The 14915-nt window shown below is 34.9% G+C and carries 27 protein-coding genes and 1 tRNA gene; 24 read left to right on the top strand and 4 right to left on the bottom strand.

Annotated elements, in window-relative coordinates:
• From IR083_RS21085 to IR083_RS20985, 21 genes are all read left to right on the top strand, one after another.
• The coding region (locus tag IR083_RS21085; RefSeq protein WP_194225791.1) for a DEAD/DEAH box helicase at positions 1–788 on the top strand (788 nt) is incomplete at its 5' end.
• A complete protein-coding gene (locus tag IR083_RS21080) occupies positions 785–1150 on the top strand; it encodes a DUF1064 domain-containing protein (protein ID WP_194225790.1) in 366 nt (121 codons plus the stop codon). The genes IR083_RS21085 and IR083_RS21080, both read left to right, overlap by 4 nt.
• 4 nt (positions 1151–1154) lie before the next feature.
• The gene (locus IR083_RS21075; protein WP_194225789.1) at positions 1155–1955 is read left to right on the top strand and encodes a DNA-methyltransferase; all 801 of its coding nucleotides are present in this window, start codon (positions 1155–1157) and stop codon (positions 1953–1955) included.
• Between the two features lie 53 nt (positions 1956–2008).
• Complete coding sequence (locus IR083_RS21070) at positions 2009–2212, top strand: hypothetical protein (protein WP_194225800.1); 204 nt, start codon at positions 2009–2011, stop codon at positions 2210–2212.
• A 51-nt stretch (positions 2213–2263) separates the two neighbouring features.
• Positions 2264–3022 carry a DUF6291 domain-containing protein gene (locus tag IR083_RS21065; RefSeq protein WP_194225788.1) on the top strand — a complete coding sequence of 253 codons (759 nt, stop codon included), beginning with the start codon at positions 2264–2266 and terminating at the stop codon, positions 3020–3022.
• A gap of 64 nt (positions 3023–3086) precedes the next feature.
• The gene (locus IR083_RS21060) at positions 3087–3392 is read left to right on the top strand and encodes a hypothetical protein (RefSeq protein ID WP_194225787.1); all 306 of its coding nucleotides are present in this window, start codon (positions 3087–3089) and stop codon (positions 3390–3392) included.
• Entirely contained in the window at positions 3389–3553 is a 165-nt protein-coding gene (locus IR083_RS21055) for a hypothetical protein (protein WP_194225786.1), read from the top strand. The genes IR083_RS21060 and IR083_RS21055 overlap by 4 nt, the downstream gene beginning before the upstream one ends.
• Before the next feature lie 90 nt (positions 3554–3643).
• The gene (locus tag IR083_RS21050) at positions 3644–4507 is read left to right on the top strand and encodes a phosphoadenosine phosphosulfate reductase family protein (protein ID WP_194225785.1); all 864 of its coding nucleotides are present in this window, start codon (positions 3644–3646) and stop codon (positions 4505–4507) included.
• 20 nt (positions 4508–4527) lie between these two features.
• Positions 4528–4815 (top strand): hypothetical protein, encoded by a 288-nt coding sequence (locus IR083_RS21045; protein ID WP_194225784.1) that lies wholly within the window; start codon positions 4528–4530, stop codon positions 4813–4815.
• Positions 4816–5473: 658 nt separating this feature from the next.
• On the top strand, positions 5474–6097 hold the full coding sequence (locus tag IR083_RS21040) for an NUMOD4 motif-containing HNH endonuclease (RefSeq protein ID WP_194225783.1): 624 nt from the start codon (positions 5474–5476) through the stop codon (positions 6095–6097).
• A 1-nt stretch (position 6098) separates the two neighbouring features.
• Positions 6099–6572: a hypothetical protein gene (locus tag IR083_RS21035; RefSeq protein ID WP_194225782.1), complete on the top strand. Its 474-nt coding sequence runs from the start codon at positions 6099–6101 to the stop codon at positions 6570–6572.
• 60 nt (positions 6573–6632) lie between these two features.
• On the top strand, positions 6633–7031 hold the full coding sequence (locus IR083_RS21030) for an ASCH domain-containing protein (protein ID WP_194225781.1): 399 nt from the start codon (positions 6633–6635) through the stop codon (positions 7029–7031).
• Between the two features lie 6 nt (positions 7032–7037).
• A complete protein-coding gene (locus IR083_RS21025) occupies positions 7038–7472 on the top strand; it encodes a hypothetical protein (protein WP_194225780.1) in 435 nt (144 codons plus the stop codon).
• Between the two features lie 431 nt (positions 7473–7903).
• Entirely contained in the window at positions 7904–8260 is a 357-nt protein-coding gene (locus IR083_RS24710) for a hypothetical protein (protein WP_242052500.1), read from the top strand.
• Between the two features lie 338 nt (positions 8261–8598).
• A complete protein-coding gene (locus IR083_RS21015; protein WP_194225779.1) occupies positions 8599–8874 on the top strand; it encodes a hypothetical protein in 276 nt (91 codons plus the stop codon).
• 34 nt (positions 8875–8908) lie between these two features.
• Positions 8909–9082, top strand: coding sequence for a hypothetical protein (locus tag IR083_RS21010; protein WP_194225778.1), 174 nt, complete (start codon positions 8909–8911; stop codon positions 9080–9082).
• Positions 9075–9236: a hypothetical protein gene (locus IR083_RS21005; protein ID WP_194225777.1), complete on the top strand. Its 162-nt coding sequence runs from the start codon at positions 9075–9077 to the stop codon at positions 9234–9236. The genes IR083_RS21010 and IR083_RS21005 overlap by 8 nt, the downstream gene beginning before the upstream one ends.
• A complete protein-coding gene (locus tag IR083_RS21000) occupies positions 9229–9600 on the top strand; it encodes a hypothetical protein (RefSeq protein WP_194225776.1) in 372 nt (123 codons plus the stop codon). The genes IR083_RS21005 and IR083_RS21000 overlap by 8 nt, the downstream gene beginning before the upstream one ends.
• Positions 9597–9929 (top strand): hypothetical protein, encoded by a 333-nt coding sequence (locus tag IR083_RS20995; protein WP_194225775.1) that lies wholly within the window; start codon positions 9597–9599, stop codon positions 9927–9929. Before IR083_RS21000 ends, IR083_RS20995 begins: the two co-directional genes overlap by 4 nt.
• Positions 9929–10357 (top strand): hypothetical protein, encoded by a 429-nt coding sequence (locus IR083_RS20990; protein ID WP_194225774.1) that lies wholly within the window; start codon positions 9929–9931, stop codon positions 10355–10357. The genes IR083_RS20995 and IR083_RS20990 overlap by 1 nt, the downstream gene beginning before the upstream one ends.
• Before the next feature lie 12 nt (positions 10358–10369).
• The gene (locus IR083_RS20985) at positions 10370–10573 is read left to right on the top strand and encodes a hypothetical protein (protein WP_194225773.1); all 204 of its coding nucleotides are present in this window, start codon (positions 10370–10372) and stop codon (positions 10571–10573) included.
• A 283-nt stretch (positions 10574–10856) separates the two neighbouring features.
• On the opposite strand, the gene IR083_RS20980 is transcribed toward IR083_RS20985, so the two are convergent.
• The gene (locus IR083_RS20980) at positions 10857–11432 is read right to left on the bottom strand and encodes a hypothetical protein (protein WP_194225772.1); all 576 of its coding nucleotides are present in this window, start codon (positions 11430–11432) and stop codon (positions 10857–10859) included.
• A gap of 235 nt (positions 11433–11667) precedes the next feature.
• On the opposite strand from IR083_RS20980, the gene IR083_RS20975 reads away from it, so the two are divergent.
• The 3 genes from IR083_RS20975 to IR083_RS20965 all read left to right on the top strand — a co-directional run bounded on the left by IR083_RS20975 (position 11668) and on the right by IR083_RS20965 (position 13481).
• Entirely contained in the window at positions 11668–12870 is a 1203-nt protein-coding gene (locus IR083_RS20975) for an ImmA/IrrE family metallo-endopeptidase (protein WP_194225771.1), read from the top strand.
• 2 nt (positions 12871–12872) lie between these two features.
• Positions 12873–13358: a hypothetical protein gene (locus IR083_RS20970; RefSeq protein ID WP_194225770.1), complete on the top strand. Its 486-nt coding sequence runs from the start codon at positions 12873–12875 to the stop codon at positions 13356–13358.
• A gap of 51 nt (positions 13359–13409) precedes the next feature.
• A tRNA-Thr gene (locus tag IR083_RS20965) sits at positions 13410–13481 on the top strand.
• A 189-nt stretch (positions 13482–13670) separates the two neighbouring features.
• On the opposite strand, the gene IR083_RS20960 is transcribed toward IR083_RS20965, so the two are convergent.
• The 3 genes from IR083_RS20960 to IR083_RS20950 are packed head-to-tail and all read right to left on the bottom strand — an operon-like array spanning position 13671 to position 14829.
• Complete coding sequence (locus tag IR083_RS20960) at positions 13671–14096, bottom strand: D-Ala-D-Ala carboxypeptidase family metallohydrolase (RefSeq protein WP_194225769.1); 426 nt, start codon at positions 14094–14096, stop codon at positions 13671–13673.
• Positions 14097–14126: 30 nt separating this feature from the next.
• Positions 14127–14633, bottom strand: coding sequence for a hypothetical protein (locus IR083_RS20955; protein WP_194225768.1), 507 nt, complete (start codon positions 14631–14633; stop codon positions 14127–14129).
• Positions 14634–14637: 4 nt separating this feature from the next.
• Positions 14638–14829 (bottom strand): hypothetical protein, encoded by a 192-nt coding sequence (locus tag IR083_RS20950; protein WP_194225767.1) that lies wholly within the window; start codon positions 14827–14829, stop codon positions 14638–14640.
• Positions 14830–14915: the final 86 nt, after the last annotated feature.

Genomic DNA, 14915 nt, shown 5'->3' with positions numbered 1-14915 from the left:
GTAAATTAGAATATAAAACATCCGGATTCGACAGCTCACAACTCGTTTACAACTCTTCCAAATCAGAGTTCACCGAAGATAGTATGCAACGAGCCTTTGCAGACAACGATATACATAATCAGATCAAACAAGAACTTGATATAAATAGTGATCGAAAGCATATCCTGGCATTTGTTCCATCTATTGACGAAGCGATTCAATTCGCACAGGAGTATCCGAATTCGGCGGCCATCTATTCAGGCATGCACACATCTGAACGTGAGCGAGTGATATCCGAATTCCGAAAAGGGAATATCCGTGTCATTTTCAACGTGCGTGTTCTCTCAACAGGATTTGACTATACTAAGATCGATTGTATTATTCTCGGTATCTCAACAGCTTCTATCGCTCTGTATTATCAGATACTTGGTCGTGGTACTCGTATCGATGATGAGAAAGAGAATTGTTTGATATCAGACCTATCCAGTAATGTGGATCGTTTCGGAAAAGTGGAAGATATAACGTTCGAGAAAGAGCGAATCTGGAAAATGTACGGTACTGGCGGAAGACTTCTTTCTGGCATTCCTATACATGAGATCGGTACTATAAAGAAAGGTGACGCTGAAAAAGAAGTACCGAAAAGTAGTTCCAATATTGGTAAACCTCTTGAAACAATGCCATTCGGAAAGCATAAGGGTGAAAACTTTAAGGATATCCCGAAAGAATACAAAGAATGGATGCTCAAGTCATTTGACTGGCATGCTGCTAATATGAATCTGAAACAGGCGATTGAGAGGAGTTTGAGATGAATGTACATGAATTCAAGAAATTAATTAAGAAAAAGTCCAAGTACGGTAATCGTAAGGTGGCTGGATATGACTCTAAAAAAGAGAAAGAACGTGCGGATATCCTAAAGGCCCTTCAGAATGCAGGGCGGATATCAGGACTGAAGGAACAGGTAAGATTTGAACTCATTCCGGCACAATATGCCGTAATAGACGGTAAGAAGAAATGTATCGAAAAGCAGTGCTCCTATATTGCCGATTTTACCTATTGTGATGAGAACGGAACCTTTATAGTAGAAGATACAAAAGGTTTCAGGACCAAAGATTATATAATCAAGCGCAAGCTGATGTTACAGGTGCATAGTATAAGAATTAAGGAGGTATAAAATAATGGAATTTATTAACGATCACTTTCAGAATTTCAAGCGGTATGCCATCCCAAAGGCACAGCTTATCATAGCCGATATACCCTATAATATAGGAAAGAATGCGTATGGCTCTAATCCCAGTTGGTATATAGGAGGAGATAATAAGAACGGCGAAAGCGAATTAGCGGGAAAAGAATTTTTCGATACCGATAAAGATTTTCGTCCTGCCGAATTTATGCACTTCTGTTCACAGATGTTACGGAAAGAGCCGAAAGAAAAGAATCAGGCCCCGTGTATGATTGTCTTTTGCGCTTTCGATCAGCAATTTTACCTGATTGAGCTTGCCATGCGATACGGCTTAAATAATTATATCAATCTGGTTTTCCGTAAAAACTTCTCCGCACAGGTTTTAAAATCGAATATGCGTATCGTCGGTAATTGTGAGTATGGTTTATTACTCTATCGTGATAAGCTCCCGAAATTCAGGAATGAAGGCAAAATGGTTATGAATTGTATAGATTATCCGCGTGATACAAATACAAAAAAAATACATCCGACACAAAAGAGCGTGCCTCTTTTGGAATTTCTGATAAAAATATTCACGGATGAGGGCGACGTAGTTATAGATCCCTGTGCCGGAAGTGGTACAACGCTTATAGCCGCCGATAATATGAATAGAAAATCGTTTGGCTTTGAGATCAAAAAAGATTTTTATAAAGAAGCTGTCAAGCTATTGGAAGAAAACAAAAAGCGGATTACAGAATTAAGGGAACTTGGCTATGCGAAAAGTGAGATAAGTAAAATTAATCCGGTATTATTTTAATGAACTAATGAAACCTGTGAATATCGAAGTCAGTAACGTACTATTCAATTGAGATGAAAGAAGAAATAACCGTATTGAGCCTTTTCGATGGTATGTCAGGAGGACAGATAGCATTAAAACAACTTGGTATTCCCGTAGCTAAATACTACGCATCCGAGATAGATAAGTTTGCTTCAGACACTCAAATATATAAAATGTGTGGTAACGGATGGACTATAGATGTAATAGTATGGATATTAAGTTTTATGAAAAAGTAATAATATTAAGACTCATTTAGATAGCAGTATAACAATAATAGAATTAATAACATGGCTAAAAAATCATTTGTGTTTTATAAAGGGTGGAAAGACGCTATTGTGGATTTGCCGGATGATGTAAGATTGGAGATTTACGACAGCATAATAGAGTATGCTGTTACAGGAATCATGCCGATGCTTAAACCTATGGCAAATATAGCTTTTAACTTTATAAAGAATGACATCGACAGGGATGCGCAAGCATATGCCGATAAATGTGCCAAGAATAAAGAAAATTCATTTAAAGGAGGTGCTCCAAAAGGTAATAAAAATGCTAAAAAAACAACCGAAACAACCGAACGGTTAAAAAAACAACCGAAACAACCCGATGATGATAATGATAATGATATTAATAATAGTAGTAGTACTGACGTACTACTATGTGAGACTTCGCAGCCTCACGTTGACGATATCAATTACACGGAACTTGTCAATTGGTTTAATAAAACTACAAATGGGGTATTTGGTATTTTACGGATTCCATTGTCCGAAAAAAGAAAAGGTATGATTCGTTCCAGAATAAGAGAACACGGTAAAGATTTATTCTGTGAAGCTATTAAGATTGCATATAAAAGCGATTTTTTAAAGGGCTCTGGGAGGCGTGATTTCAAGGCTTCTTTTGATTGGATAATAAAACCTACAAATTTTGAGAAAATAATATCAGGAAATTATGACAACAAAAATATCGGAAATAATAAGAACACAGGAATTACGGACGACCTCGCAAGAAATATCGCAGAGGGAATCGCAAGAGCTAATTACGAGAAGTAACAATGATTTAGCATTAAGTTTATATGTCGATAATCCTGTAACCCCTGATGAAATTGCCACAAACATGGCAAGGCTAAAAGTATCTTTCCCTAAAATGGAAAGCACTTTTTTTAATGTTCTAACAGAGAGGATTATAGCAAACGGATTTACAGGTAAACGCCTGAAGGATGCTGTAAACCATATTCTTGATAATTTTCAATACAAAGAGCTTGTTGTATCTGATGTTATAAGGTTTGATAGGCGAATAAAGCTATATACATACAACGATGTATGCAATTTAGTGACTAAGAATCAGGCTTCATTCTGTGATTTTGAGATTAGAGAAATTAATGGGAATCATTTTCGGGTTAAGAAATCAGATTTATTATGAATAAGATCGTCCTGACCATTTACCATACCGGAGTACCTGTATACCTGATACGGATCATGATGCGGTTGATAGCTAAGATGTCGCCGGAGGTTAAAATAATCGAGGTAATGGAAACGGATGATCTGATCAATAAAAAATTTAGTAACGTAAAAATAAAATAAGGACATTATGGAACTAAACATAACCAACCTACGGAACTACTTGGTGTATGGGTTGAAATTAGGATTAGCAATAGATAAAAGAAGCGTGAAATGAAAAGGAAACTATTAGTATCATTTTCGGGGGGGCAAACATCCGCATATATGACAAAGTGGTGTTTAGATAATCTTTCAAGCCAATATGAGATCATTGTTGTATTTGCTAATACAGGAAAAGAACGAGAAGAAACATTGCAGTTTGTCAATGAATGCGATAACCGTTTCGGGTTTAATACCGTTTGGGTGGAAGCTGTTGTTAATCCTGAAAAGGGAAAAGGAACATCTTTTAAAGTTGTGTCTTTTGAAACGGCGAGTCGAAACGGAGAACCATTTGAGGAAGTAATAAAAAAATATGGTATTCCAAACTCGTCATTTCCTCATTGCACACGTGAGTTGAAAACAGTTCCGATTCATAAATATATCAAATCGTTAGGATGGAAAAGATATTACACTGCGATAGGTATCAGAAAGGATGAAATAGACAGAATAGATAAAAACTACAAAAAACGTCGGTTCGTATATCCATTTATTGCTCTGAATATGAATCCATCTGACAAAATAGATGTGAACATATTCTGGTTAATGCAGGATTTCAGATTGAATCTAAAAGGATATGAAGGTAATTGTGATTTATGTTGGAAAAAATCAGATCGTAAAATTCTCACTCTTTTACTTGAAAATCCCAATCGTGCTGAATGGTGGGATGAGATGCAAAAGAAATACGGTAAAGGTCAATACTATTTCTTTCGCAAAAATCGCTCAATAATAGAGTTGTTAAAGCAAACTGAGAAGCCATTTGAAACGGCTCGTGATGATTCTAAAGATACTGTGAAATTTATACAAGAGGACTTGTGGGATGATTTAGATCTAACTTACGGATGTGAGGATAGCTGCGAACCATTTGCTATTAATTATTAATCAATAACAACATTATAACGATGGAAGATTTCAAGGGAACAAAGAAAGAATGGTATATCGGAGAGCATCGGCAAAACGGTATTCAAATAGGATGTAGTCAATCTCACTATGTCGCATGTGCTTATCGCGGTGGTGTTGATAGAACGGATGATGAAGTAATCGCCAATGCTCAGCTTATAGCGGCTGCACCGATGCTACTTTTTGAATTGCAAGAATTAGTTCGAATATGCAAAGCGAATAGTATAAGTGTTGATAGTGCTAAATACGCCATCAATAAAGCACTAGGAAAGGAGGACAGCCATGAGTAATATCCTAAAGATAATATCAATAATCTTGTTTCTGGTAGTAGCTATTTTGACCAGTCAGTTATACTTACAGAATAAGAAACTAGACCTATATCGTAATATACACTACATGGATAGTTTGACAAACGAAAGAAAAGATAGGTTCATTGAAAAACAAGACTCTCTAATAGAAATGCTTCAAAGCTATAAGATAACCAAAGTAATAATAATCGAAAAAGATACGGTAAGATGAACGATAAAAATATAGAAGAGAAAAGAATTGAATATGATTATATGCAACAGAACCTTTTTAATCATATGTACCAAGAACATGGATTATTACTAACTCAATCGCAAATGTTTGACGTGATAGAAGCGTGTCGTGAGTATATAACATCCGACACCCTCACTCAGTACAAGAACGAATTAGATACATTAATTACTCATGTATTGGAACACTTAGAATACAATAGTAATGATGAGAGTTCAAAGCAAACAATAGTTCGATTATGCAAAGTGATTCATAAACAACTACTTAATAACGAATGATATGAGAAAGATAATGTTCAGAGGAAAATTCAAGATCAAAAAAAATAGAGGGTATTACTCGGAGGAAGAAATTAATTTCATAGAGAGTAAAATCCACGACAACCCCGAATTACTAACCTAAAAATAAATAAAGATGAAAATAGCGGAAGTTTGGAGAGATATTGTAGGATATGAAGGGTTGTATCAGGTATCGAATACGGGAAAGGTTAAGAGCCTATTTAGATACAAAAAAGTACTAAAAGGCAGGATAAGCACTTGGGGATATATTCAAGTTGGATTATGTGTAAAAGGCGTTAAGAAACACCATTCAGTCCACCGACTTGTGGCAATAGCTTTTATCGAAAACATTGAGAATCTTCCATGCATAGATCATATTGATGGAGACAAATTAAATAATGGTGTTGATAATTTAAGGTGGTGTACACATAAGGCTAATATGAATAATCCAATAACTATACAAAGGAATAAGTTAGCACAGCGTTTGATAATTGACTTTATAGATAAGTACCCGAATAGAAAACTTTTTATTCCAAAGAAGATAAATCAATATACTATTGGAGGAAAGTTTGTAAAAACATGGGACAGTATATTATCTGCTGCCAAAGGCAATGAAACATACTCGACTAAAATCATTAGAGCTATACAAAACGGATGGCTTGCATCGAATAGTTTGTGGAAATATCACGAAGGTAAACTTAATGATATAGATCCTTATAGTGATAATCGGTTTAAAAAATCAACAATTAAAATAGCATAATATGAGCTTTATTTATAGTTGCATAGGGGATAATTTCCCTGAGAATAGAGAGTGGTTGGATAAGATAGGGTATAATAATAGAATACTATATCTCAAAAAGAATGAATACGATATTATAATATCTGTATTCTTTGATAATGATACTTATTCATATATGGAGGTTGATAAAGAAGAGCTTGAGGTTTGGGTTGATAGTAATAAATGCAACGGTATTGAGACCATTAACTGCATCGGAAACCCTCAATTATTCCAAGCCGTAACAGCTATGAGGGATGATAGCGATTATATGCAGTGGTTTGTTACTGAAGCTAATCAATCGTGGGTTAATCAAGATATGTACATACCTAAAGGTTCATTTGAATTATGTCTTTTGGAAGATAGATATATGGGGCAAGATCCTATCTTTTGCAGTACAATTGTTCCAGCCCATAAGGCGACATTAGAAGAACTAGAAGAACATTTCAGACGTGTATAGTAAAGTTAGATTTTCTATACATATCAAATTAACGTGTATAAATTTTCAATAAAAATAAACATGAATAAAGCAATATCAATCAAACAACCTTGGGCATATTTGATATGTGCCGGGATAAAAGATGTAGAGAATAGAACTTGGGATACAAAATATAGAGGACGGGTGTATATTCATGCAAGTGTACAGCTAGCAAAAACTTTTGACTTTACTTTAGAACAATCAAGAGCAATAGACTGTATACCGAAATATCAAAAAACGTTTATGAGGTCTGCTATAATCGGACACGTTGACATAGTCAACTGCATATCGAAAGTTAAAAATGGAAAAGGATCCGATTCTATTTGGGCTGAGCCTGATTGTTTTCATTGGATATTACGCAACCCTGTCTTATTCGATGAACCTATTTTAAATGTAAAAGGAAAACTAAGTTTTTGGGATTGCTCAGAGTATTTAAAATAAATAAACATGTCAGAACAAATAAAAGAAACGGAGATAATGAAAGGAAACTATTTCTCATATGATAATAAAATAGTTTTTATCGCTGAAATATTAAAAAGTAAACTTGTAACCATTTACGATGGTTCTGGTTTGGAAAAAGGAACTACACTAGGATGTTTGCGACCCATCCCCCTCACAGAAGATATACTGTTGAAGTGCGGATTTGAGAAAAGAAATACAGATCAAATAAGATACAAGCGAGACACTATTGAACTTACTTATGTGGAATTTTGGGATGAAGATGATGACGGTAATGAGATCTCATTTAAAGAATGGAAGCTGTCAGAACTTTATCACTCTGATCTATTCTATTATAAATCATTCCCAAGTATAGACTATCTCCATCAACTCCAGAACCTATTCAAATCACTAACAGGAACCGATTTAAAAGTAGAAGTATGAAATAGGATGTTCTGGATAATGGAACTTGAAGTGAGATGTCCTACCATCTCACAGTTTTGGCAAGTTAGACCTCTACCCAGAACCTAAAGCATTTTGCCTTTGTCGGATAAACAGTTTTACCGTTTATTCTTCTTGACTTGCAGTAGATAAGCTTATAGAGCTTGCCATTTTCGATTTTGAAACCTTTCATATAGAGTACACCTCCTTTCTTTTGTGATGTTAGACATCTTACGCTCTATGTCCTACCATAGAGAAAAACCCAGTAGTAGGATACCGGGTTTATTTCATTGATTTTCCAAGCTCTCTCATAGTCATTATTTTTATTTTGGGGAGCGTGTACTCTATCAGGTTTCAAAATCTTTACAAATCTACAACATAAATAAGTAATTAACAATAGCAATTATAATCAACAATGTTAAATATTATTTAATATGAATAAAGATGACATACAAAAGATGATAGAGGAAGCGAGTAACGAACATAAGGATGAAACAGATTACATCGCATCACAGGAGTATATTTGTGGTTGTTCAAACGAGAACGACAAATTATTTTGTTGGGAAGCCTCGACAGCTTGTTCTATTCAAGCAAGAGAATCATTCAAAGCAGGCGCCAACTTCATCCTCCACGAAAACAGGTGGAGAAAGTTCGGCACTGATGAATTACCTAATTTGGGAATGACAATATTACTTAAAAGTGGAAATCGATATGATACAACAGTTATTCATTCTCATCAACATATACATGAATTATCAGAAAAGTATGTAGAATGGAAGCCAATAACCTAATACAGCCTATATAAGCTGTAATTCTAAAATACAAACAAAAACGGTTGTAAAATGATTTTCAACCAATTTAGTATCAACTAATAAAATATAAGAAATGAAATATGAAATAATCAATATTCATACAAAGGAAGCCATGCACACTGCCAATTCATTAAATGAGTGCCGAAAATGGGCTAGGTTAAATAATAAGCATTCGCCTGACTACTATGCACGTCGAACGAAGAAGGCGCAAGAAACCTACGAAAATACCACGTGTATAGATATGAGTGATATAAGCAATATGTAATAACCCTTTCCCTTTCTCTATCATTTTAAAGGGGAGATAAAAGAAAGAAAAGATGAGAACAGCAAAAGAATATTTAGACGAAGCCATATCGGGATATAATAGAACTGTAAATGATATGAGTAAATTTCGCTTCAATAAGCGAGAAAACGAATTGTTCGAAAATATGATAAGTCAGGTTCAGAAAGACGCATATAACCAAGCGATTGACGATGCTGCCGAATGTCTGTATGATGATGAACTTCAATATTGTGATTATCACGATTTCAGCGCAGGTGTTGAGAGCGTTGAGAACTCTGGTAAAAAAGAAATATTGAATTTGAAGAAGTAACCCTCAGTATTGTAACGAAGTAAAATAGTAAAGAATGACAAAAGAAGAACTAAAGGCATTAGAGATGTCATTGCTAAATGACTTACCGGAATTAATCCGTAAGGTAGAGAAACTTAATTTATCCATTTTGGAAAGGGAATCTCTAGGGTTAGATAAGGTAAAAAACGAGTTAAGGGAGTATTATAAAAATGTAAGAGACTATGACTAAAACAAAAGAAGAATGCTGCGGGAATTGCATCATATTTAGAGACGAAGATATAAACGGCGACGGCTGGTGTGAGTATCATCTGGAACCTACACATTGCAGCAGTTGGTGTGAAGATGGATTGTTTAATAGCGAAAATAGTAACAGCGATGAATGAAATAAAAGCAAGCGATATAATGTTAGGCAACTGGTTTATAGGATATGATGATAAACCGTTTCAGTGGAATCTAGCCCACTTTGGGTTGTTGACTATTGATGGTCCAACTGTTGACGAGATAATTAAATCCCCCATCCATCTAACAGAAGAGATAGTATTGAAGTGTGGAGCAAGAAAAGTTAAACATATAGATGGTTATTCTTTTTGGACGTTCTCAGGTAGCAAGATAAATAAAGCCCATATTAATATTTGTGTTAATAAAACTTGTTACTATGGGTATTCGGTAGCTAATTGCGAATACCTACATCAGCTCCAGAACTTATTTAAAATATTAACAGGAAACGATTTAAACATACAGCTATGAAAGGAACTAAAGTTTATGCGCTAATGGCGTCAAAGGGAGAGTGGGATGACTATACACGTTGGACCGAAAGTATACATATATCCCTTGAAGGTGCAAAAAAAGCAAAGAAAATATTTGACGATTCGCACTTATTTAACTGTCAATTTCCTATGCCGGAGGAAAAGTGGGAGGAATTAAGATATGGCTATAATGAGGAGAGTGAAGATCTTGAATTTGTTGACCGTGGGGGTTACACGGCTGAACAATTTAAATTGATGCATGAAATGAAAGAGAAAGAATGGGAAGCTTATCATCCGTGTGAAATACAAGAATTTAAAATATTAGAATAATGAACAACTTAGATTTAAACAAAATGGAACAGCAATTAGATGACGCATTAGCATCAGAAACGAAAGAGAGCTTAACTGATTGGTTAATTGATCAGCGGGTTACCGACATACAGAAGATGATAGAGGAAGGAGCTATCAGTTATATAGAAAGTATCGCGCCCAGCGATCCAAATTTTGATATATCTCTGCTAAGACCAGAGTATGATGCTTTTATTGATGGCGCAAATTTCGCCCTATCCCATATCCAACACGCTAACAGATGGATAAAGGTGAGTGAGGAGCTGCCGGAAGTGATAGAGAAAGACTATCAAGTATTAGGATTACTAAAGAATGGAGAGTATAAAACAATCTGGGTTATTAAAGATGGTATTACTCAAAATGAAGTATTCTCTTATCACGGTGTCACCGAATGGAAGCCAATAAACTAAATTATAAACAAAATGAAAAAAGTAACAGATACAAATCATACCGGGGTAATATCCGGCATAGAAAAATCAGAGCAATTAAGCTCCGGTCAAAACTTACTGAAAGAAGTGAAAAAAACAGAGAAAAAGATTCAAAAGAAGCTGAAAAGGGTAGATACGCTTCACGGATATATAATGACTACCTGTCCCGAAAAATGGGAGGAATACAATAAGGGATAATGGTTATTTTATGTATCTTTGTATATGGATTTTTGCGTTGTTTCATAATTTTATATTAGTTATTATTCTCCAAAGGCTGCTTTATGGCGGCCTTTGTTGGTTTATGGCCGAAACGGGAATTCCCGTATCGGCTATTTTTCAGACTGTTATGTATAGATATATAATTTAACATGAAATATTGTTATAATTTAACATGAAATATTGTATTTCAAGTAGAAGTGAATAACAAAGCCGCCTATCTTCCCAGACAGGCGGCCCCGATTAACCTAATACCATGAAAAACTTAAAACATCCATTTCCCCCCAATCATATGTCCCCTACCTCCACTTTTACAATCCAACTGATACTGATATTCAACCCCTAATTTATGATAGAACACACCGCCGCCTACACCTACATAACCAAGTGTGGAATATGAGCCTGATAGAAACGGCTGCAATACTTTAGTCTTAATAATATAATTATTCCTTATCGTCGGAGTGAAATTATAGTCCAACCCTGTCAGCCTGTTATATTGTATAGTCGGGAATATCTCCAGCTTGCCTAATGTGTCGCTTTCGAAAACCATAGCTTTATAGGTACGCTTTAATTCCCAGTCTGCTATAATAGCAGCTGTATCAGCCGGGAGATTTACATACTTTATCTTAGTGCTACCTGTATCCCTATACTGAATTTCCGGCTTTTCCTCTTTTACCAGTTCAAATTTTGAACTATCCACCGATCCGGTTATAGTCTCACCTGTTATATACTTCGTTACGGTAGATTCTTTTATGTAGTATCTACCTATATAAAATCCCAGTCCGTAGTCTATGATAAGACAGACGAGTATAAGGACGGATATTGTGAGTGCTTTTTTCATAATTCCTTTTCTTTCAAAGTTACGAAATTATAATATCATATTGATATTATTTTGATAGTAAAATATTTATTGTTTAATCAGGTTATCAACCGGTTTTTATTCTTCGATGTTCTATTTAGGTTTGTTTCACTACAATAAAAGTCAAGAAAATTTTCTTGACTTTTATTGTGTATTTCAATATAAATATGTACTTTTAAGAAAATTTTCTTGACTTTAAAAAGCATGTATGTTTTCTATGGATATAACCAATATACTGAAACGATCTTTTTCTGACGATATTATAGATATAAAACAATTGTTCTATAATAAAATAGATTCTCTCGGGCTAACCAAAGAGCATGCTCAAAAAACACTAGGAATGGGTAATAAAATATTAGATCCTATCTTGGATGGCAGTATCAAGCAACCTAATGTTTTTAACATCATTAAACTATCATCTTTCCTAGAGATAAATATTGAGGATATTATCATATATCTTGTTTCAAAACAAGATCGAGAACAAGTAACTAGATTAGAACAGGCAAATAATCTAACATTTATTACTAAAAACTTCGATATAGATAGATTGACAAAAGCAAAACTCATACATAGTAAGAATGATGCAGAGTTTATATTAAATAGAATCTTATCTTTCTTCGGATTTGAAAATATTACAGAATATGAAAAATTCTCTGCGAAATATCAAAATATCCTGTTCAGTAAAACAAAAAGAACTCATGATGATAAAATGAGAGAGTTTGCGATATTATCTGCATATAGAACATTTCAGATTACTGATAATCCAAATAGATATAATAGAGAAGATCTTAAAAATTTGATAAAAAAGATGAAGCCATATTGTCAAGACGTCAAGAATGGTTTAATTAATATATGCAAGTTATTATATAATCACGGAGTTACTGTATCTATACAGACACATTTGACAACATCACAATATAGAGGAGCGACGTTTGTTGTTAATAACAAACCATGCATTGTATTGACTGACTTAAATAAAATGTACCCTACAATCTGGTTTGCATTACTGCATGAATTATATCATGTTTTATTTGACTTGGAAACAATAGAGAGACAAGGATATCATCTTACGGGGCAACCTGACATGTTTTTAGTAAATGAAAATGCAGCGGATAATTTTGCACAAGATTATTTTTTTGATGAAAAAATGTATAGGCAAATAGCTCCAAATATTCATAATGAATACATAGTTAATAACTATGCAAAAAAACATTCTATCCATCCCTCTTTTGTATATAGAGGTTTTCAATATTTCATTTCTGAAAAAGATGGCCGTGACTATTGGAAGGCTTTTTCTAAATATTTTCCAAAAGTAGAAATCGCAACTAAAGGCTTATCTCCCTTGGTGTGGGAGAAAGATACAATACCAGAAAAAGCTATGGAACTAAAAAAAATATTTGAATTAGAAATAATACAGTAAATATGAATAAGAAAACTGAAAAAGAAGAAATCTTAAAAGAAAGTGCAGAATCTAATTTAGATGAAGTGTTAGACATACTGGAAACATCAAAGTCTAATATAGGTACAAGATTAGATTTTGATTTTGAAAATAATGATTTCCGGGAGGTTGATGAGTTAAAGGAAATGATTAATCGTTCTATTGAAGATCCGGAAGAGAAATATAATCTATTCTATAAAGGTATACAGCGATTAATAAATAAGTATGTACCTGATAAAAAAGTACGAAAAATAGTAAATGGAGAAAAACTAGTTTTCTTAAATAGAGGTAAAGTATTAAGAGAAGACGGAATAAGGGGAGGAGATTGTCGTACAACATACGCTGAAGATATGACACGGGTTGTGGAAATCATTAGTGAATGGGTCATGACTTCACGAGATCCAACAGAATTATACAAGAAATTCTATGATCTCAACGAAGAATATGGCTATCCGCATCAAAAGTATTAAAGAGTGTATGCATAAAAGGTCTGACTATTACAATTTATTCATACACCCTCTGCCTGTTTAGCTCAGCGGTAGAGCAACGCATTCGTAACGCGTAGGTCTGGAGTTCAAATCTCCAAACAGGCTCTTTTCATTCCCCAAACATTTTATCATGCTTACGATTCAATAACCGCCTTATACCAGCCCTGTGTACTTCCATCCAATAGTTTATAAGTTCAGTAGACTTTTTATCACAAACATGATTTGATAAGTAGCGCATCAATGCGAATATTGCAGAGTGATACGCTAGTTTTAGTAATGTTATAAATCCTATTTTCATGGCCTTGTCCCCTTGCTATATAATACCTGCTTCCTATTATGCCCTGAATTATAAGACATATGCAAGAAGTTATTTCTACCATCCTGATATAAAATAGCCTGATCGAAGTCTAAGCCGCTGCCTAGCAACGCAGCGAGTAGCTTTCGGGGATCTTTAACCTGAACATCGGCGGCCTGCCCTTTCGTGTGCTGTGAGTTCGGGACACCTCCTACTGCTTTATTCGTTTCCTGACTCCTGAACCCGCTATTTATTATAAATGGTTCATTGTATATATCCCTCAATGGTTGCAATAGTCTTTTGGCTAACGCTGTTAAATTCAACTGTTGTTGAACATCAGGCGTATTCTCTATACCTTTTGCTACTGCTGTATTGGAATGACTTAGTTCTTCCAATGTAAAATTTTTAGTTATGTGTGTTGCCATCTTTATTATTCAGTTTTTAATAATTCAATTTTAGCCATTTTTAAACATATCTTCGTGAGCAGATCTTGCTATTGCATCATATTCATTTATACCGGTTCCCCGTTCGTCAATCTTTTTAATAATTATATCCGCCAACTCCTCCTTATCAAATCCTTTCCACATCTCCGCGGCTGTCTTGGCAGCTTCTATATACCGCCCTTTGTCCTTATCTTTCTCGAAGATGCTTTTTGCCTCCACGATACAGAATATAACCGTGATAATAGCCGTAGCATACGGGACCATATTGTCATGTATTCCGCAGGCGATAAGCACAATGTCTATGATCGTAAATGCAAACAGCAGGTTGAACCGCTTGCGTATCTTGTCTAACGTACGGTCAAGGCCGTAGGTATGCACAACGGTTATCCCGGCTTCGCGGGCCTTGCGTATCCCGGCCATTAAGTCCAGGGCGATAGCCGCCAGCACCACAATACAGCAAAGCAGTATCTTCCAGATGACAGGCCAGTAGGGTAGTAATATTTCCTTTAAAATGTCCATATCTTTACTTTTTAATCAACTTATCCACCGTCGTTACTCCTATCAATGATGCGCTCAACATTCCCAGCAAATCAATAGACGGATGCTGTATCCTTACGATAATACAACCCATGAACGCCATAAATCCGATAAATCCGGCTACCCTTCTGATGCAGAATTTCGAATGGCAATCATCCTCGCAAAATAAATTTCTCATAACGGTTAAGGTTTAAATTTTTAATTTATATTTGTATTTATAATTTGTGTTAGAAATAAATGAAACGATTGTTTTACAGACCAGCC

Source organism: Dysgonomonas sp. GY75 (genome assembly GCF_015234155.1).
GTDB classification, from domain to species: Bacteria; Bacteroidota; Bacteroidia; order Bacteroidales; family Dysgonomonadaceae; genus Dysgonomonas; species Dysgonomonas gadei.
This window is presented reverse-complemented; position numbering and strand designations above follow the sequence as displayed.